The organism is Burkholderia crassaminum (assembly GCF_964265005.1).
GTDB lineage: Bacteria > Pseudomonadota > Gammaproteobacteria > Burkholderiales > Burkholderiaceae > Burkholderia.
The window spans coordinates 840,929-858,098 of record NZ_OZ183800.1 but is presented as its reverse complement, the minus strand read 5'-3'; the positions used below and the strand labels follow the sequence as shown (position 1 = coordinate 858,098).

Sequence of the window (17,170 nt, the reverse complement as noted above, 5' to 3'; positions counted from 1 at the left end):
TTTACGAAAACAGGCTCATCAGATAAAGCATCGGCCGGAACGAGACAGGCCGCGCATCGGGGTTCACCCACAACCGCACCGCATACACCGCGTAGGCCGGCACTTCGCGCCAGCTCGAATAAACGTCGCGCAACTGGAAACGGCCCGGATACGCGGCGGAGATGTTCGCCCGCGCGATACCGACGCGCTCGAAGGCGAGGCGCGCTCGCGCGAGGTGGTAGTACTGGCTGACGATCAGCACGCGCGACAGGCCGTGCGCCTGCAGGTAAGCCAGCGTGTGCTGCGCAGTCGCGAGCGTGTTGTCGCCCTGGTCGTCGACGGCGATCCGGTCGGCCGGCACGCCGTGCGCCACGAGATAGTCGCGCATCGCGGTCGCCTCGTTCAGCCCGGGGCCGTCGATCGCGCCGCTGACCAGGAACGCCGGGCACTGCCCCGTGCGGTAGCAGCGCACGCCGACATCGAGCCTGGCGGCGAGCACCGGCTTCGGCGCGCCTGTCTCGTCGAGCGCGTTGCCGAAGATCACGGCGACATCGGCCGGCTCGCTCGGCATCCGCATCCCGTACGCGACGAGCGCAACGGCTGCGACGATCCAGAGGCAGGCAACGAAGGCCAGCAGGCGGCCCGTTCGGGCAATGAAGCCCCGTTTGGTGTGGTTTTTCAAGGTTTTCGGTCTCTCAGGTCGTCGGGCTCGCCGGGCATATCGGCTTGCCCGGCCCCGCACGGGCGCGTAACGCTAGCACGGTGCGCGTTCGGGTGTCCACGCGACGAGCCGATGCCGGGCGGCGGCCGGCCGTCCGGCAAGTCGACAGGAGACGCTTGCCCGGCGAAGCGGGCAGGCAATGCCGAGGTCTGCCGAGGTCTGCGGAGGTCTACGGAGATCGAAAGAATCTGAATGGCCGCGCCGCGATGCACGGCCCGGCACGGCCCGAATCAGTCGACCGGGCACATCGCGAGCCGCCCCATCGCCTCGCCCGCGCCGCGCACCGCGCAGGTGGCCGGTTCGTCGGCGATCCGGGCGACGAGGCCCGTCTCGTCGTACAGCAGGCGTTCGAGATCCGCGAGCAGCGCGCCGCCGCCCGTCAGCACCACGCCGCGATTCGCGATGTCGGTTACGAGTTCGGCCGGCGCGTTCTCCAGTACCGACTTCACCGCGCCGATCACCTGCTTGAGCGGCGCGGCCAGCGCGTCCGCCACATCGTGGTTGGACAGCTCGATCGAGCGTGGCAGCCCGTCGCCGACACTGCGCCCGACCGCGCGCGTCGACCGGCGCGGCACCGCGCTGGTGGCCGAGCCGATCGACTGCTTCACGTGTTCGGCCGTCTGCTCGCCGAGCAGCACGCCATACAGGTTGCGGACATGGTTGACGATCGCCGCGTCGAACTGGCTGCCGCCGACGCGAATCGCCTCGCGATAGACGATGCCGCCGAGCGCGATCACCGCGACTTCCGTCGTCCCGCCGCCGATATCGACGACCATCGAGCCGACCGGCTCGGTCACCGGCAGGCCCGCGCCGAGCCCGGCCGCCAGCGATTCCTCGATCAGTTCGACCTCCGATACACCCGCCGCGAACGCGGCCTCGCGCAGCGCGCGGCGCTCGACGGCCGTCGCATCGGACGGCACGCACAGCGTGACCTCGACGCGGCGGCCGAAACGCGAACGCGTGCGCGACATGTCGATGAAGCTGCGGATCATCTGCTCGGCCGCGTGCGCATCGGCGATCACGCCGTGCCGCATCGGCCGCACGGCTTCGAGATGCCCCGGTTCGCGGCCAAGCAGCGCCTTCGCGAGCTCGCCGACGGCCTCGAGCGTCGGCCGCGCGTCGGTCGCGCCGGCCTTGCGGAAGCAGACGACCGACGGCTGGTTCAGCACCACGCCGCGTTCGTGCGTATAAATCCGCGTACTCGCCGTTCCAGGGTCGATCGCAACGGGTTGCGCAAACAACTTTCCGAACAGCGGTGTCGACATATCAAACCTTTGTAATCGAACGGGCGCGGGGCAGCCGCGCCGCATTTCCGCCGCGCGTCCATGCCGCCCCATCACAAACTTAGCGGCAAATCGTTCCGATACTTTAGGCAATTCCGATGATTTTTTCGCGACGCAATTGTCAAATGTGCCGTTCCGGACACATCCGGCTACGCAACAGCCTCTCGCATTGCCTCTGTAAAACACGGTAATCTCTCGGTCTTGCCTGCTCCCGGCAGGCCTCAGACGCCCGATCACGCCAGGTATTTCCACCATGACAGCGACCGTTTCCTTCCGCTGGGCGCGGGTGCGCCCGCTTTGCACGACGCTCGTCGCCTTCTGGTGCTGCACGGTCGCCGCGCAACCGCTGCCGGCCCCCGAATCCGCTGCCGCCCAGGCACCCGCCGCCAGCGCGCCGGCGGCCACGCCCGCCGCATCCGGGCACACCTGCGAGGCCGACGGCGGCCCGGCAGGCCGCCCGTCGATCGGCCTTGTGCTGTCCGGCGGCGGCGCGCGCGGCTACGCACACCTCGGGGTCCTGAAGGTGCTGGAGGACAACCGCATCCCGATCGACTGCATCGCGGGCACCAGCATGGGTGCCGTGGTCGGCGGCCTGTATGCGAGCGGCATGGCCGCCGGCGAGATGCAGAAGCGGCTGTCGGAGGTCGACCTCGCGGACATCGCATTCGACGTAACGGACCGCGCGGACCTGCCGCAAACCAGCCGGGAGGACGAACGCCTGTACATCAACGGGCTGACGCTCGGCTTCGGCAAGAAGGGCGTGAAGGCGCCGGTCGGCCTCGTGCAGGGCAACCGGCTGCAGGCGCTGCTCGCGAACTGGACGGCCGCCGTGCCGACCAACCAGCCGTTCGACCGCCTGCCGATCCCGTACCGCGCGGTCGCGACCGACCTGCAGACGGGCCAGATGGTGGTGCTCGACCACGGCTCGCTGCCGCTCGCGATCCGCGCGAGCATGGCGATGCCGGGCCTGTTCGCGCCGGCCGAGATCAACGGGCGCGCGCTGGTGGACGGCGGGCTCGTCAGCAACCTGCCCGTCGATACCGCGCGGCAGATGGGCGCAAACGTCGTGATCGCGGTCGACATCGGCTCGCAGCTGCGCCCGCTCGACGCGCTCGCGTCGCCCGCCGACGTGATGCAGCAGATGGTCGGCATCCTGATCCGCCAGAACGTGACCGCCCAGCGCAAGCAGCTCGACGCGCAGGACGTGCTGCTCACGCCGGATCTCGGCTCGCTCGCGTTCACCGATTTCCAGAACGCGAAGAAGGCGATCGCCGCCGGCGCGGCCGCCGCGACCGCGGCGCTGCCGAAACTGCAGCGCTTCGCGCTCACGCCGGAACAATATGAGGCCTACCGGTCTGCGCACGCACAGCCGCTGCCGCCGCCGATCCGGATCACGCGCATCGACATCAAGACCTCCGGCGGCGTGCCGAAGCGGGTCGTCAGCAACGCGCTGCACGTGAAGCCCGGCGACACGTACGATCCGAACACCGTCAGCCAGGATCTGCTCGGCCTCACGACGGGCGGCAACTTCGAGAGCGTCACGCAGCAGATCGTGAGCCACGGCGACGAGAACGTGCTCGAGATCGACGCGCGCGAGAAATACTGGGGTCCGAACTTCCTGCTGTTCGGGCTCGGCATGTCGAGCAGTTCGACCGACGAGGGTGGCTTCCGCCTGCATGTCGGCTACCGGCGGCCGTGGCTCACCGAATCGGGGCTCGAATTCCGCGCGGACACGACGATCGGCAGCGACCTGCAATCCGCGCGCATCGAGTTCCGCCAGCCGCTGTCGATGGCTTACGGCGTCTATCTGTCGCCCTACGCGGAATACCAGCGCCGCTACGCGAACCTGTACGACGACAGCGGCGACGTGAAGATCACGCAGTACCTGATGCAGACCGCACGCGCCGGGCTCGATCTCGGCCTGCCGCTCGCGCGGCTCGGCGATTTCCGGATCGGCGTCGGGTACGTGACCGGGCACGGCTCGCCGACCTACAACCTGCCGTTCGACGACGGCAGCGGCCAGACGCTGCTGTGGTCGAGCTTCACGTCGCAGGCGCTGATCGCGCGTGCGCGGCTCGTCATCGACCAGCTCGACGATCCGCTGTTCCCGCGCAAGGGCTATTTCACCGAGTTGCGCGTCGAGCGCTCGCTGGTATCGCGCAACGGGGGCTCGGCGAACCAATTCGACGACAGCATCAACAACGCGCCCTACACCGAGATCTACGGCAAGGCGATGGTGGCGCAGCAGTTCGGCCGCCACAGCATCAGCGCGACGATCGAAGGCGGCAAGAGCATCGGTGGCACCAACCTGATCAACGCGTTCAACTTCACGCTCGGCGGCTTCCAGCACCTGTCCGCGTATGCGGCCGACCAGTTGAACGGCAACGAGCTCGCGTACGCGCAGGTGACCTACATGAACCAGTTGATGACGTTCAACGCGTCGCCGATCAAGGCGCTGTCGGTGGGTGCCAGCGCGGAAGTCGGCAACGTCTGGTCGAGCGGGCAGCAGATCGGTGGCGGCGCGCTCAAGCAGAGCTATACGTTCTTCACGAGCCTGTCGACCGCGTTCGGGCCCGTCTACATCGGCGTGGCGCTCGCGCCCAGCGGCCGTCGCAACTTCTACCTGCAGCTCGGCCGCACCTACTGAGCGTGCGCGGGTGCCGCTTCGGCGGCATCCGCGACTCCGTCGCGCCGCACGCCCGGATCAGAACGCCGCGGCCATCGCGACCGCCCGGGCTTGCGCCCGCTCGATGCTGTCGCTCGCCCGCGCACCCCACGTGTGTTCGACGGTCAGGCTCCTGACGTCGCTCACGCCAATGAACCGCAACCAGAATTCGAGGTAGTCGGCCTGATGCCGGAACCCCGGATTGTCGGCGCCCGCGCCGGTCTCCCGGCTCTGTCCGCGAACATGGATGACCAGCGCGCGCGGAATCTCCAGCAACGGGGCGTAGGCCTTCCCGTCGAACGTGAACAGCATGTTCCGCTGGCTGACGAGATCGATCAGTTGCTTGAGCTTGTACGGATAGCCGAAATTCCACATCGGCACGCCTACGACGATCCGGTCCGCGTCCTGAAAGCGCTTCACGAGCGACTGGATGCGCCGCCAGACCGACTGCTCCGCGTCATCCATCGGCGCGTTCGCGACGCCTTTGTACTTCGCGCCGATCGCGTCGCTGCCGAAGTCCGGCAAGTCTTCTTCCCAGACATTCAGCGTATCGACGTCGATCGTTACGCCCGAAGTTACGCCCGAATCCCGGAGCGCATCGACAAAGGCATTGGCGACCGCGATCGACGCCGACCTCGCGCCGCGGGGAGAAGACACGATATTCAAAAGCCGCATGTTGTATGACCCGGACAGGAATGCATGAACAAGGGGGCGGCCATCGCGGCTGCCCCGGCTTCACTGCTGCGTCGCGGGCCGCCCGCCTCCGCTGTCACGACTCGACCCGCCCACATAGTTGCAATTGCAATCGTAATGCAAAGCGCGCACGCGCGGCAAACGAATCGTCATGCGATTGCGGTGCGAGGAGGCATCGAAACGGGAAAGGTACGGCATGAAAAGCCGGCGACGCGCTCGAATCCGGCGCGCGCGGCTGTCGTTTGATCGTGTTGGGTTGCTGTCGAGGCCGGGGCCCGTGTTGCGGATCGCTAGACCGGCCAGCTGATCTCGAAGCGTGCGCCGCCGAGTTCGACCGGATCGACGACCGCGATCCGGCCGTTGTGCGCATGGAGCACCTGCCGCGTGATCGACAGGCCGAGGCCATAGCCGCCGGTGCGGCGGTCGAGACGCACGAATGCGTCGAAGATCCGCTCGCGCTCGCTCTCCGGCACGCCGGGGCCGTCGTCCTCGACGAAGATCCCGATATTGCCGTGCACGAGCGAGATCCCGACGACGATCTGCGATTTCGCGTACTTGCTCGCGTTGCGCAACAGGTTTCGCATTGCGTACGACATCAGCCGCCGGTCCATCTTCACCCGCAGGTCCGACGCGATCGCGATGCGCGACTCGATCGCGCGCTCCGGATACAGCAGCTGCGCATCGCTGACCTGATGTTCGAACCACGCGACGGGGGCCGTCATCTCGAGGTTCGACTGCAGCGAGCTGTATTCGAGCCGCGCGAACGTCAGGCTCATGTCGATCAATTCCTCGAGCTCGGTCACGTCCTGCGCGATGCTCTCGAGCGCGCTCTGGTATTCGGCCGCGGAACCCGGCTCGCGCAGCATTTCGAGTGCGAAACGCACGCGCGCGAGCGGCGTGCGCAATTCGTGCGAGATGCCGTTCGTCAAGTCGCGCTGCGCGGCGATCAGCCGTTCCATCCGCATCGCGAGCGCATTCAGCGTCCGTGCGAGCGGGCCGATGATCACGCTGTGCGATTCGCGCGCGCGCGTGTTGAAGCGCCCGCCCGTGAAGTCGATCGCGCGCTCGCGCACCATCACGAGATCCGACCACACCGGCCGCATCCACCGGTACGCCGCGAGCGCGGGTGCGGCGAACACGAGCGCGAGCACGATCCAGATGTCGCCGGGCAGCGAGTCGAACGCATGCCACACGACCTGCGGCGACAATTCGACGCACAGCGCCAGCGCCGGCACGAGCGCGGTCAGCAGCACGAGGCCGAGCAGATGCAGGTAGGTGCGCACATAAAGGCGCGACCAGCTCGGAATGCGGTCGGCGCGCGTATCGGTCCAGGCGCGGCGGAAATGCAGCCAGCGCCATTTGACGTAGCGCAGCGTCGGCAGCGGCGGTGCATCGGGGTGCGAACGGGTTCGTCGGATCATCTCGGCTCCCGGCCGGCGGGTGGAATGCCCGCGCGGAACGTGACGACGTCGCCCGAAGGCCGCGTCATTCCCACGCGTGCTTGCTGAATTGATAACCCTTGCTGCGGATCGTCTTGATCCGCTGCGGGTTGCTCGCGTCGTCGCGCAGCTTGCGGCGCAGCTTCGAGATGCGCCCGTCGATCGTGCGGTCGAGGCCGTCGAATTCGACGCCGCGCAACTGCAGCATCAGGTCGTCGCGGCTGACGACTTCGCCCGCATGGCACACGAGCGCCCACAGCAGGTCGAATTCGGCCGACGTCAGGTCGGGCGTGCTGCCGTCGGGAAGCACGACCGAGCGGTCGGTGCGGTCGATCGAGAATTTGCCGAACGCGTAGCGCTCGGGCTGCGGCGCGGTGCTCTCGGCCGCACGCGCGGGCGCGCGGCGCAGCTGGGCCTTGATCCGTGCGAGCAGGATGCGCGGCTCGACCGGCTTGTGCACGTAGTCGTCCGCGCCGAATTCCAGGCCGAGCAGTTCGTCGAACGGCTCGTCGCGGGCCGTCACCATGATGATCACGCCATCGTACTGCTTGCGCGCCTCCCGGCAGATTTCGAAGCCGTCCTTGCCTGGCAGGTTCACGTCGAGAATGACGAGATCGGGACGAATGGACAGGATCGCCGGCACCGCGGCGTCGCCATGCAGCACAGTGTCGACTTCATAGTCGTTCTTGCGCAGGTAGCCGGCGATCAGCGTGGACAGGCGGGTGTCGTCTTCGACGAGCAGGATGCGAAAAGACATGGGCAGCGGTCGGATCATCAGGATGGCCGCGGCGGCGCCGGCCGGTGCCGGACGCCGGCCATCGGCCGAAACGTACCGCATGATACTGCGCCAGCCGATTGCCTGTTTAGAGGTCTTGAAAATAAGGGAGCGATATCGACCGCGCTTGACGAATCGGCGCCGGGACGGTTCCATACGGGCTCGCCTGAATCCGGGCCATGCCCTGCCCGCCTGACTTGATGAATTATCAAACGATCCTCGAACGCATCCACACCGAACTCGCCCCCTGGATCGGCCAGGGGCGGGTTGCCGATTACATTCCCGAGCTCGCGAAAGTGCCCGCCGACAAGTTCGGGATGGCCGTCGTCACGCTCGACGGAAACGTTTGCACGGTCGGGGATGCGCACGAGCGCTTCTCGATCCAGAGCATCTCGAAGCTGTTCGCGTGCACGCTCGCGTTCCAGTTGCTGGGCGACGCACTGTGGGAACGGGTCGGCCGCGAGCCGTCCGGCAACGCTTTCAATTCGCTTGTCCAGCTCGAGAGCGAGCGCGGCAAGCCGCGCAACCCGTTCATCAATGCGGGGGCGCTGGTCGTCACCGACGTGCTGTGCCGCCGTTTCGTGAAAGCCGAGACGGCGCTCGTCGAATTCGTGCGGCGAATGATCGGCACGAACGACATCGACTACGATTCGCGCGTCGCGCAGTCGGAGCTGCAGCACGCGGAGCGCAACCGCGCGATGGCGCACTTCATGGCGAGCTTCGGCAACATGCAGATGCCGCCCGATACGGTGATCGATGCGTATTGCCGCCAGTGCGCGATCACGATGAACTGTGTCGAGCTTGCCAGCGCGGCGCTGTTTCTTGCGAACGGCGGTGTCGCGCCGGTGACCGGCGAGCGGATCGTCGATTCGAGTTCCGCGAAGCGGCTGTCGGCGTTGATGCTGACTTGCGGTACTTATGATGCGGCGGGGGATTTTGTGTATCGCGTCGGGTTGCCGGCGAAAAGCGGGGTTGGCGGCGGGATCGTCGCGGTGTTGCCTGGAGAGATGGCCGTTTGTGTGTGGGCGCCGGGGTTGGATGCTAATGGGAATTCGTTGGCAGGGACGCTGGCGTTGGAGTGGTTGACGACTTATTCAGGGCGGTCGATTTTTTGAAGCGGCGAAGTTGAGCGTGCCTCATCTGGCGCAATGGCGGCGGGCGAATATCAGCGCACTCAACGGAGAATTCGTCATTTGGCGGCAATCGACCCGAAGCGGCCCTCCAGAAATGGACCGAAAAGCAGTCATTCAGCGTCTCCGCGCTCATGCGATAGGGCCGTGCGGTCCCCAGCTACAATGTTTGTAGCAACCGTGCTGACAGCTTTGTCCAGTATCGGTCTTGCAAAGCAGGGACCCAGGTATGTTCTCTGAGTTGTCGCGGCCCTGATTACGTCGAGCCTCTTGATGCGAGTATTTCTATATGTCATTTCGAGCCCTTCATGACGAGCTACTCGCATACCGAGGCCAGGCGGCTTTCGTCGATGTGCTGATTCCTTGGATAGAGGAGAATCCTGCCGAAATCGAACGGCTCCGATCCATACGCTTAAGAAGCGGTAGGCCTATCCCGAATGTACCCGAAGACGAACGCTGGTTGCTTTACGCAGCTAGCCGCGCTTTCGAGCTTCTGGTGCTTTGTTTCCAGAGTGGACGAGCCGATGGAACTGAGTGGCGTGGCCCCGCCATCTCGGAGGATGAGCTTGTGTGCTTCTCCGAACGCATCGGCTTGGATGTCGTGCGTCCCGATCGATATTCGCCTTTCCATCACGAGATCGCCGCTCTATCTTGCTCTGCCGAGGCGGCTCAATTACCTCAAATTGCCAAATATCACTGGCCATGCCTGATGCTCGGCCCTCTTCTCTTGATGCGGGCAGGCGTCACTCTATCTGCAAACGCCAGTGTCATGCGCCCAGAGGTCGCTGACGCTTCTACTCTTTATTGGGCTTTTCGCAGAAAGACACGACCGCACCACGACCTCGCCCACGGGTGGGGGCACAACTCATCATGGCGAACTTCTTTCAGGCGCGATTACCACCTGGGCGACACCTTCCACTTTAATGTCGACGGCACGGTTGATCTTTTGGAACTTCATGCAGAATCGCGCAACGATGAAGGACTGTCGCCGAAGGAGCGCATGGAACTCCTCGCGAACCGCTGTTTTGTTACCGTTACCAAGGATAGCGTCGATCACTTTCCCTATGACGATCGGTTTTCAATGAAAGCTATGTAGCAGATGTCGGCGGCCCGGCCTTTTCATCGAAGGAATCCCCTCAGAGAAATTCGGCTGCTTACAGTCACCACTCATATGACCGCTTCTTCGTCCTGCCAGCGGCAGCTTCTGGCCGAACGCGGTGGTCGAAGGCGTCACGGCACTTGCCCGTGCAGCCTGTCCCGGAGGGATTACCTGTCAGTTTGTATTGCCGGAGTGCCGGCACGCTGGCGCTGGAGTGGTGGACGACTTATTCGGGAAGGTCGATTTTTGAAGCGTCGGAATTAAGCGCATCTCATCTGGCACAACAGCGGCAAATTCATATCGGCATGCGCCGGCGCGCTCGATGGGAAATTCGGTCATCGGAAGCAATCGACCCGCAACGGACATAGGCCTCGCCCCGAAGCGATTCTCCAATCGTCATGTCTCGTCGCCGCCGTGGCGATTCTGCTACCCACAATTACACCGTGGGCCTGAAGGGCCGACGACAGGAAAATGGACGCCGTGATGCGATAATCCATCGCATATTAACGGCGGACGCGTGCCCTTACGCGTCGCTCATTATCCTCATCGAATTCATGACCGATTCCCTCACTCCCATTAAATTTGCACAGCCGGAGCTTGATGAGCTCACCATTGAAGCTGTCGCTGACGTGCTTCGGTCACGCCATCTGACGAGCGGCCCCAAAACACAAGCCTTTGAAGACGCACTCTCCGCGACTTTCGGAGGACGACCGACACGCGTTGTCACATCGGCGACGGCGGCAATTGAGCTGGCATTGCAGATTTGTGGTGTCGGTCCCGGCGACGAGGTCATTACCTCGGCTCAAAGCTTCTTCTCCACGATGAACATGATCGTCAAATGTGGAGCGGTTCCGACATTTGTCGACTGCGATCTCGAGTCGCGCGCGATCGATCTGGAACAGGTGGAGCGCGCGATCACAGCGCGAACCAAGGCGATCATGCCGACGCACTTCCCCGGCTCTCTCGTGGACATGGATGCGCTTATGGCGCTCGCCAACAAGTACGGCTTGCGAGTCGTCGAAGATGCGGCGCTGGTCCAGGGTTCGCATTGGCAGGGACGACCGATCGGTAGCTTTGGCGACGTGACCACGTTCAGTTTCCATCCGAACAAGAACATGACGACCATCGAAGGCGGTGCGATTGTCGTCAATTCGGAGGAGGAAGCGAAACGCATCGACACCCTCCGGTTCCACGGCATACGTCGCTTGCCTGACGGCACCCGGGATGTGGAAAGTGCCGCCGGCAAATTCAACATGTCGGACGTATCGGCGGCCATCGGCCTGCGACAGCTGCAGCAGCTCGAAGGGTTTCTGGAAAAGCGGGAGGCGCTTGTTTCGCGATATTTTCAGAAGTTTCCGGAAATCGCGGGGGCGGTCCTGCCCCCTCGGGCGGTGCCGCGGCAAAGCTGGAACATGTTCTGCGTGCTGTTCCCATTTTCCGCAACGCGATTCAGCCGCCATGCGTTCCGCAACGAACTGGAGCGCCGCGGCATCTTGTCCGGCGTTTCATACGAGGCGCTCCATACGACTTCGCTTGGCCGGAAACTGGGTTATGCCGAAGGCCAGTTCCCTAATGCCGAGCGCATCGCACGCGAGACTGTTACCTTGCCGCTACACGTCGGGATGACTGAGGAAAATGTCGATCGCGTCTGCCGTACCGTAGCCGAGGTCTGGCACACGCTTTAATGCTTCACATGCCGCCTTACCTCCCCGACGCATAAGCAATGCTCGCGGCACATCTGTCCGACACCAATGCCTGGGCGGTATCGACAGCAGTTCAACGTGGATCGCGGCGAAAACTGATCAAACGGAGACTCGATAATGGCGTTGTATGGAATATCGGATTTGGCGATCCTGCTTCTTTTGACGCTTGCCGTCACCATACCGCTTACGTTGATCGTCGCGGCCTTCGGGTTGATCGGTAGCGTCCGCGCGCATAAGGCCTGGAGACGCGGCGTCGTCTTTCTCTGCTGTCTGGTGTTCGTGCAGGCTCTCGCACTTCTCAACAATCGTTCAATTGCTGACAGCTATGACCAAGCAATAAGCGCCTGGTACACCCACCACGTCACACGGGCAACGGTATTTGACGGAATGACGTTTCCGCCTGGCTCGACGGTTGTCCTCGAAGTGTATTCACCACATTCGGTCAAAAGCGGCACCGTCCCGTCGAACACGCCGCTTCTGGGGCTGAACGTGAGCGGAGACTTCGGAGTGTTTCGTTCCGACGACAATACGAGTTACGTTGCTTACGGGACGCTTGCGAAGCCGGCATCGATCGGCGGGATCGAGTGTGCACCCGGCCCATTTACACACCACAAGGAGCGTGCCTCCTTCGACTACCAAAAGCATTTGGACACAGTGGACTGCACGCTTGCCTCCGAGTTTCAAGACCACGAACTCGATCTCCCTGCTGGAACCCACGTCAAGGCGTTCGCTTTCGACGGCATCGTCGCAGACTCGATTTCAGGAGAACTACCTCACTCGTGGAAAGTTTTCGGCATTGAGTGTGCCGCAGGGGCATTTGAATTCGACACATACGAACGGTTGACCTGTATCTCCGCCGTAGATCAACATGTGGGTGGTTACGAGCTACCCCGCGGGAAAGAGATTACGGTATTGAGGGAGCAGGACGGCAGTCTCAGGCTCTTTGGGACGTATTGAGAAATCGGTGAGCGGTACTCGCCCGTCGGTTCATATTGCCGGTGTGCCAGCACGTTCGCACCGGAATGGTTGACGACCTATTCGGGGCGGTCGATTTTCCGACGCATCAGCGCTACGCACGACTGCCCCGAGGCAACGGCGACCAACCGATATCGGCATGTACCGACATGCTCAATGCGGGCATTGCCCGTCAATCGCCCGCTCTTATGCCGCATCGCACCCATGGATAGCCTGAACACGCATTCGAACCTGCTTACCCTGACTCCCGGCATCCACGCCGGCGTACGGATCCAGCCGCGCTGGCCAGCACGACACGTCCACGTGGAAGCCCGCGTCCTGGGCAAACTGCAGACGATCCAGCCCGCGTTGCCCGCCGGGATCAGCCTGATCCTGACGCGCGGCTACGAGCCGCGAGCGTCCGGCCTCGGTTTTGCCCGTCGTCAGTTTCGCGCGCTGGGAATCGGCACGTTCCGCCTGCTCTACCCCGCCCGCCGCGACGAACTGGCCGATATCTTCGGCAGCAACGGACACGATGTCGACGGAACGCATATCGACGTTTCATTCAGCCTGAACGGTCGCCGCGTCCGAATGTTGCCGCTGGGCGTATTCACGCCGCCTTTCTGGCAGCGGCGCCGCGTGCGGCGATGTGCGTCGGCCCTCGCGCAGATCCAGGCCGCGCTGATGCAGCACGGGTTTCAGATTCACCGCAACGCAACGGAAAGCCTGCAGATTCATTGTGATCTGGTGCGCTAGCGGAGATGATCGTCGGCACCATCGCAAACGTTCTGCAATACGATCGAACTGCCGACCTTCCGTGAATCGGGCACTCGAAAACTCAAGCACCGCCTTCAAGCACAGGAGCCGAGCGGTCAAGCGCCTGCCGCCCCACTACCTGTGCCGACAATCAAGCGCCAACCCGATCACACGATCACGCGGCCGGAACATGAGAATCGAACACGGTTGCCGATGCGAGTTCGAGCGACGTCGGCGCTTCGAATTCCTTTTCCATGAAATCGAACATCGCAGGCGAAACCTCGAACGAAAACGTCTCGCCCTTTTCTGAATTCCTCGTCAGAACACGGCCGCGGCGGATGTCATGCGGTGCGGTGACAAAGTGCAGTTCACTCGCAATACCGGCGTCCCTGGCTCGATCGGCAAACGCCGAACGATTTCGCGCCTTCATGAAACCGAGATCGAGAATGACGTTCCCGCCATTTTTCGCGATCTGCTCGGCAGTGCGCCAGATTTGACTCTCGCAGCGCTGCACTCGCTCCATGAGCCAGCTCAATTGAAGCGGCTCCGGAAGATCCGGCCCGTACAGCTGTGCCATCCACTCATCGATCGAGAAACGCGTCGCGCCGGACGAGGCTGCGAGCGTACGCGCGTAAGTCGACTTGCCGGCACCTTGCGGCCCAAAAACGATATGTACCACTCCCATGAAATCCCCTTCCTCCAAGTCGAGCGCCAAAGTGGCGTCTGGTTATTGTGTCCGGCGTTGTCGAGGCAGCGCGACCCGACCGCCGGATGTCATTGATTCCGATGCCGCCGTCTAACCATCCGCATCGACTCCGGATTCGAGCCGCCGCCGAAAATGGTGAAGCGATCGGTCTTCCGAAACGATCAGCCCCGACGCGAACCCAATGAGGCACGCGTCGCTTGAACGCAAACGCCCTGCGCACTCATTCAGCTTGCGCGAAGTTCAACTCGACGCCGTTGCCGCACGGATCGTTGAAGAAAATCTGCACCTGGCCCGTGAGCGGAACGTACTCGCGTGTGAATTCCACGTTGGCGTCGGTCAGGTGACGCTCCATTTCGTGGGCATCCGCGCAGGAAAACGCAACGTGATCGAACGTATTGGCAACGTTCGACGGGCGCGACTCGTCCGGCCGCGCTTCCGTCAGATGCAGCACGTCCTGCGTGCCCGCATACAACCAATACCCGAAGCTCTTGAACGGCGGACGAAACCCTTGCTGCAAGCCGACGATGTCGACATAGAAATCGCGGAGCACATCGAGTGTCGATCGATCCGCCCGCAGATTGTAGTGATTGAATCCGGTAACTGGCATGACGTGTAGCTCGTGTTGGCGCAACGTGACATGAAATGGCATCGCGCCGGGCCTTGCCTCTTCGGACACGATCCACTCGAAAACAGCGAACCGGCAGCGGCGAACGGTTGCAGCCGACCATCGACATCGACATCGGCATCGCCCTGCCGCGACCGACCGTTGGTCGATCAAGCGCTCGCCAGTATATTGCGGCCGCGCGCAAACGCGGCGTCGGTGTGACGAAAACTGCCGCGCGACGCGGCAACATGCCCCTACGAAAATCGCATCGGCAGCCGACCCGATTTTCCGGTACAAATTGGGGACGCTGAAATTCCCCGCGGGCTATCGGAGACCCTCACTCATGACTCGGCAAAACGCACCGGATATCGCAACGACACCCCGCACGAACCCCGGCGACAACCCATCCGCGCCGATTCCCGCCATCGTGCCGTCAAGCACGGCGCTGCTCGTCATGCATTACCAGACCGACATCCTCGGCCTCTTTCCGACGGTCGCGCCCGGGCTGCTCGCCAATACGCGCCGGCTCTGCGATGCCGCGCGGGCAAGCGGCATCGGCGTCTGGTTCGCGAACCTCCGGTTCAGCCCCGGCTATCCGGAAGTCAGCCCGCGCAACAAGAACGGCCAGGGGATCAAGCAGCTCGGCCTCTTCATCGACGACGGCCCATGCCCGGAGCTCGGCCGGCAAGCCGACGAGCCGCTGATCGTCGCGCATCGCGCCAGCGTGTTCTTCGGCACCGATCTTCAAGCGCGGCTGGTTGAGCAAGGCGTCGATTCGCTGATCATGGTCGGCATCGCGTCGACGGGCGTGATGCTGTCGTCGATCGCCCACGCGAGCGACGCGGACTTCCGCCTGTATACGGTCAAGGATTGCTGCTACGACCCGGACCCTGTGGTGCACGACCACTTGTTCTCCACCGCCTTCGAATCGCGCACGACGGTGCTGTCGCTCGAGGACGCGTTGCGGCTGCTCGCGTAAGCGCACGTGTACGCGTATGCGCATACGAGCCGAGCCGCAGCGCGACGTACCGGAACCGGCCCGGCTGCTGTGGCCGGGCATCCCGTCGAAGGCGTAACGGGCGACGGCGTGCGCGATGGCGCGCGCCGCCCCTTCCTCGTTACTTCGCGATATACACACCCGACGTCGGGCACGTGCCCTGCGTATTGCCGTCCGTCACGAGCGACGCGGCGCTCGGGAACTGCGTGGCCGCAGTGGTCTTCACCGCGATCCACGCCTCGGTGAAATAGCTGACGCCATTCGTCTTCGTGCACTTCAGCGACACCGCGCTGCGCGTATTGCTGCCGAACGCACCTTCGAACGCCGACAGCAACTGGTTGCGCGTGACCGTCTTGCCCGCGTTCGCCTGCAGGAACGTGTTGAACGACGTATTGCCGAGCCGGCTGATCATGCCGGACGCCTGGTTCCAGTAGGCATCGGGCGACGCCGAGTTCGAGCAGGTGCCGTGCTTGAACCATTCGTGCTTGTCGAGGCACGACGCAACGCCCGGCATGTACGTCGACAGCGTGTTGCGGGTCGCGCTGCTGATCGGGTAGGCGTCCATGCTGCACCACTGGTGCGCGTTGTCGAGGTCGATGTCGTTCTGCGGCACGCCGCAGTAGAACGGCTGGTTGCCGTCGTAGTTGTTCGGCCACAGGCCATGCAGCGACAGGCTTGTCGCCGCATACGTGCCGGCGAGGTTCGTGCATTCGGGCGTGTCGTGCGATGCGCAGAAGCCGGGCTCCCACGACGCGGCGAGCAACAGGTAGTCGTAGCTGGTCTGCGCGGTGGCGTGCAGTGAAACGGAAGCGACGGCGAGTGCGGCAGCGGCGCGGGCGAGCGTCTTGAGCATGGCGTTTCCTCGGAAAAGGCTTGCGGTCGCGGGATGCGCCGCAAGATTGTCGAATGTCTGCCCGCGATTGTTGCCGACGCAACATGGCACGAATGTGAAGGTGGACGAATGATGTCCCGCGGCGCGGGTGCGGGCACGCGCCGCCGCGCCGCGCGCTGCGTCACACGGTCGACGCGTACCACCATGCCGATGGCACGCCGCCGCTCACGATCCCGCGCCCAGCTGCGTGCACGCGCGCGCGGCCGATGCGGGGCCTTCGAGCGCGAGGATCTGCCACACGCCGATGCTGACGCGCTGGCGCGCCGCCGTCGACGCATCGGCCAGCAACGCCTCGACGCGTGGTGCCGCATCCGGCGCCTGCTGCTTCAACGCCGCGTGATGCCGCGCGCGCGAGGCCGGTTCGGATTCGTACACGTCGCACAGGCGCACCATGCCCGCGAGACCGGCGAGGTCGTCGTCCTTGTCGATCGCGCCCGGCTCGACAGGCGCGAGCCCCTTGCGCTCCGCCGCCGGCAGCTTGTTGCGCGCGCCTTCGTCGATCGACGTGGCGGATGCCGGCGGCAGGCCGCCGATCGCCGCGACGATCCGGCTGCCCGCGGCGATCATGTCGCCCTGGCACTCGATCTTCTCGGCAGCCGCGACGTTCGAGCAGAACGACACCGAGGTGCGGTACACGTCGTTGCTCATGCGCGGCACTTCGTCCGCGCTCGCCTGCGCGAAGCCGGCGCTCGTCAACGCCAGCGCGGCGGGGATCAGGATGCGGAATGCTCTCGTCTTGTTCATTGTTGTTTGTATCTGTGGGTTCTTGTGGCG

Annotated in this window: 16 protein-coding genes; 7 read left to right on the top strand and 9 right to left on the bottom strand. The window is 64.0% G+C overall.

Annotated features, from left to right (window positions below):
* Position 1: 1 nt before the first annotated feature.
* A complete protein-coding gene (locus tag ACPTTF_RS20935; protein WP_423368034.1) occupies positions 2-661 on the bottom strand; it encodes a YdcF family protein in 660 nt (219 codons plus the stop codon).
* 269 nt (positions 662-930) lie between these two features.
* Positions 931-1,965: a rod shape-determining protein gene (locus ACPTTF_RS20930; protein ID WP_166961872.1), complete on the bottom strand. Its 1,035-nt coding sequence runs from the start codon at positions 1,963-1,965 to the stop codon at positions 931-933.
* A gap of 271 nt (positions 1,966-2,236) precedes the next feature.
* Between ACPTTF_RS20930 and ACPTTF_RS20925 the strand changes: the two genes are divergently transcribed.
* Positions 2,237-4,630 (top strand): patatin-like phospholipase family protein, encoded by a 2,394-nt coding sequence (locus tag ACPTTF_RS20925; RefSeq protein ID WP_423368033.1) that lies wholly within the window; start codon positions 2,237-2,239, stop codon positions 4,628-4,630.
* A 57-nt stretch (positions 4,631-4,687) separates the two neighbouring features.
* Here ACPTTF_RS20925 and ACPTTF_RS20920 read toward each other — a convergent pair whose 3' ends face one another.
* The 3 genes from ACPTTF_RS20920 to ACPTTF_RS20910 all read right to left on the bottom strand — a co-directional run bounded on the left by ACPTTF_RS20920 (position 4,688) and on the right by ACPTTF_RS20910 (position 7,537).
* Entirely contained in the window at positions 4,688-5,323 is a 636-nt protein-coding gene (locus tag ACPTTF_RS20920; protein WP_423368032.1) for an FMN-dependent NADH-azoreductase, read from the bottom strand.
* Between the two features lie 308 nt (positions 5,324-5,631).
* A complete protein-coding gene (locus ACPTTF_RS20915; protein ID WP_423368031.1) occupies positions 5,632-6,762 on the bottom strand; it encodes an ATP-binding protein in 1,131 nt (376 codons plus the stop codon).
* Between the two features lie 64 nt (positions 6,763-6,826).
* Positions 6,827-7,537 (bottom strand): response regulator, encoded by a 711-nt coding sequence (locus ACPTTF_RS20910; protein ID WP_166961862.1) that lies wholly within the window; start codon positions 7,535-7,537, stop codon positions 6,827-6,829.
* Between the two features lie 218 nt (positions 7,538-7,755).
* Between ACPTTF_RS20910 and ACPTTF_RS20905 the strand changes: the two genes are divergently transcribed.
* From ACPTTF_RS20905 to ACPTTF_RS20885, 5 genes are all read left to right on the top strand, one after another.
* Complete coding sequence (locus ACPTTF_RS20905; RefSeq protein WP_423368030.1) at positions 7,756-8,670, top strand: glutaminase; 915 nt, start codon at positions 7,756-7,758, stop codon at positions 8,668-8,670.
* Between the two features lie 304 nt (positions 8,671-8,974).
* On the top strand, positions 8,975-9,781 hold the full coding sequence (locus ACPTTF_RS20900; RefSeq protein WP_423368029.1) for a hypothetical protein: 807 nt from the start codon (positions 8,975-8,977) through the stop codon (positions 9,779-9,781).
* A gap of 557 nt (positions 9,782-10,338) precedes the next feature.
* The gene (locus ACPTTF_RS20895; protein WP_423368028.1) at positions 10,339-11,469 is read left to right on the top strand and encodes a DegT/DnrJ/EryC1/StrS family aminotransferase; all 1,131 of its coding nucleotides are present in this window, start codon (positions 10,339-10,341) and stop codon (positions 11,467-11,469) included.
* Positions 11,470-11,628: 159 nt separating this feature from the next.
* Complete coding sequence (locus ACPTTF_RS20890; RefSeq protein WP_423368027.1) at positions 11,629-12,444, top strand: hypothetical protein; 816 nt, start codon at positions 11,629-11,631, stop codon at positions 12,442-12,444.
* Between the two features lie 222 nt (positions 12,445-12,666).
* Positions 12,667-13,197: a hypothetical protein gene (locus ACPTTF_RS20885; RefSeq protein WP_423368026.1), complete on the top strand. Its 531-nt coding sequence runs from the start codon at positions 12,667-12,669 to the stop codon at positions 13,195-13,197.
* Between the two features lie 175 nt (positions 13,198-13,372).
* On the opposite strand, the gene ACPTTF_RS20880 is transcribed toward ACPTTF_RS20885, so the two are convergent.
* On the bottom strand, positions 13,373-13,882 hold the full coding sequence (locus tag ACPTTF_RS20880) for an AAA family ATPase (RefSeq protein ID WP_166961845.1): 510 nt from the start codon (positions 13,880-13,882) through the stop codon (positions 13,373-13,375).
* A gap of 241 nt (positions 13,883-14,123) precedes the next feature.
* Positions 14,124-14,510, bottom strand: a complete 387-nt coding sequence (locus ACPTTF_RS20875; protein WP_423369852.1) for a VOC family protein — start codon at positions 14,508-14,510, stop codon at positions 14,124-14,126.
* 340 nt (positions 14,511-14,850) lie between these two features.
* Between ACPTTF_RS20875 and ACPTTF_RS20870 the strand changes: the two genes are divergently transcribed.
* Complete coding sequence (locus ACPTTF_RS20870) at positions 14,851-15,486, top strand: isochorismatase family cysteine hydrolase (RefSeq protein ID WP_423368025.1); 636 nt, start codon at positions 14,851-14,853, stop codon at positions 15,484-15,486.
* Positions 15,487-15,625: 139 nt separating this feature from the next.
* Here the strand turns inward: ACPTTF_RS20870 and ACPTTF_RS20865 are convergent, their stop codons facing one another.
* Positions 15,626-16,357, bottom strand: a complete 732-nt coding sequence (locus tag ACPTTF_RS20865) for a ribonuclease T2 (RefSeq protein ID WP_423368024.1) — start codon at positions 16,355-16,357, stop codon at positions 15,626-15,628.
* A 204-nt stretch (positions 16,358-16,561) separates the two neighbouring features.
* The gene (locus ACPTTF_RS20860) at positions 16,562-17,140 is read right to left on the bottom strand and encodes a hypothetical protein (RefSeq protein WP_166961836.1); all 579 of its coding nucleotides are present in this window, start codon (positions 17,138-17,140) and stop codon (positions 16,562-16,564) included.
* Positions 17,141-17,170 lie beyond the last annotated feature (30 nt).

Bases quoted from the DNA above. Each gene is read 5' to 3' on its own strand.
- ACPTTF_RS20915 (WP_423368031.1), bottom strand. From the start codon at position 6,762: ATGATCCGACGAACCCGTTCGCACCCCGATGCACCGCCGCTGCCGACG.
- ACPTTF_RS20880 (WP_166961845.1), bottom strand. From the start codon at position 13,882: ATGGGAGTGGTACATATCGTTTTTGGGCCGCAAGGTGCCGGCAAGTCG.
- ACPTTF_RS20925 (WP_423368033.1), top strand. From the start codon at position 2,237: ATGACAGCGACCGTTTCCTTCCGCTGGGCGCGGGTGCGCCCGCTTTGC.
- ACPTTF_RS20875 (WP_423369852.1), bottom strand. From the start codon at position 14,510: ATGCCAGTTACCGGATTCAATCACTACAATCTGCGGGCGGATCGATCG.
- ACPTTF_RS20860 (WP_166961836.1), bottom strand. From the start codon at position 17,140: ATGAACAAGACGAGAGCATTCCGCATCCTGATCCCCGCCGCGCTGGCG.
- ACPTTF_RS20920 (WP_423368032.1), bottom strand. From the start codon at position 5,323: ATGCGGCTTTTGAATATCGTGTCTTCTCCCCGCGGCGCGAGGTCGGCG.
- ACPTTF_RS20910 (WP_166961862.1), bottom strand. From the start codon at position 7,537: ATGTCTTTTCGCATCCTGCTCGTCGAAGACGACACCCGCCTGTCCACG.
- ACPTTF_RS20870 (WP_423368025.1), top strand. From the start codon at position 14,851: ATGACTCGGCAAAACGCACCGGATATCGCAACGACACCCCGCACGAAC.
- ACPTTF_RS20885 (WP_423368026.1), top strand. From the start codon at position 12,667: ATGGATAGCCTGAACACGCATTCGAACCTGCTTACCCTGACTCCCGGC.
- ACPTTF_RS20865 (WP_423368024.1), bottom strand. From the start codon at position 16,357: ATGCTCAAGACGCTCGCCCGCGCCGCTGCCGCACTCGCCGTCGCTTCC.
- ACPTTF_RS20895 (WP_423368028.1), top strand. From the start codon at position 10,339: ATGACCGATTCCCTCACTCCCATTAAATTTGCACAGCCGGAGCTTGAT.
- ACPTTF_RS20930 (WP_166961872.1), bottom strand. From the start codon at position 1,965: ATGTCGACACCGCTGTTCGGAAAGTTGTTTGCGCAACCCGTTGCGATC.
- ACPTTF_RS20900 (WP_423368029.1), top strand. From the start codon at position 8,975: ATGTCATTTCGAGCCCTTCATGACGAGCTACTCGCATACCGAGGCCAG.
- ACPTTF_RS20905 (WP_423368030.1), top strand. From the start codon at position 7,756: ATGAATTATCAAACGATCCTCGAACGCATCCACACCGAACTCGCCCCC.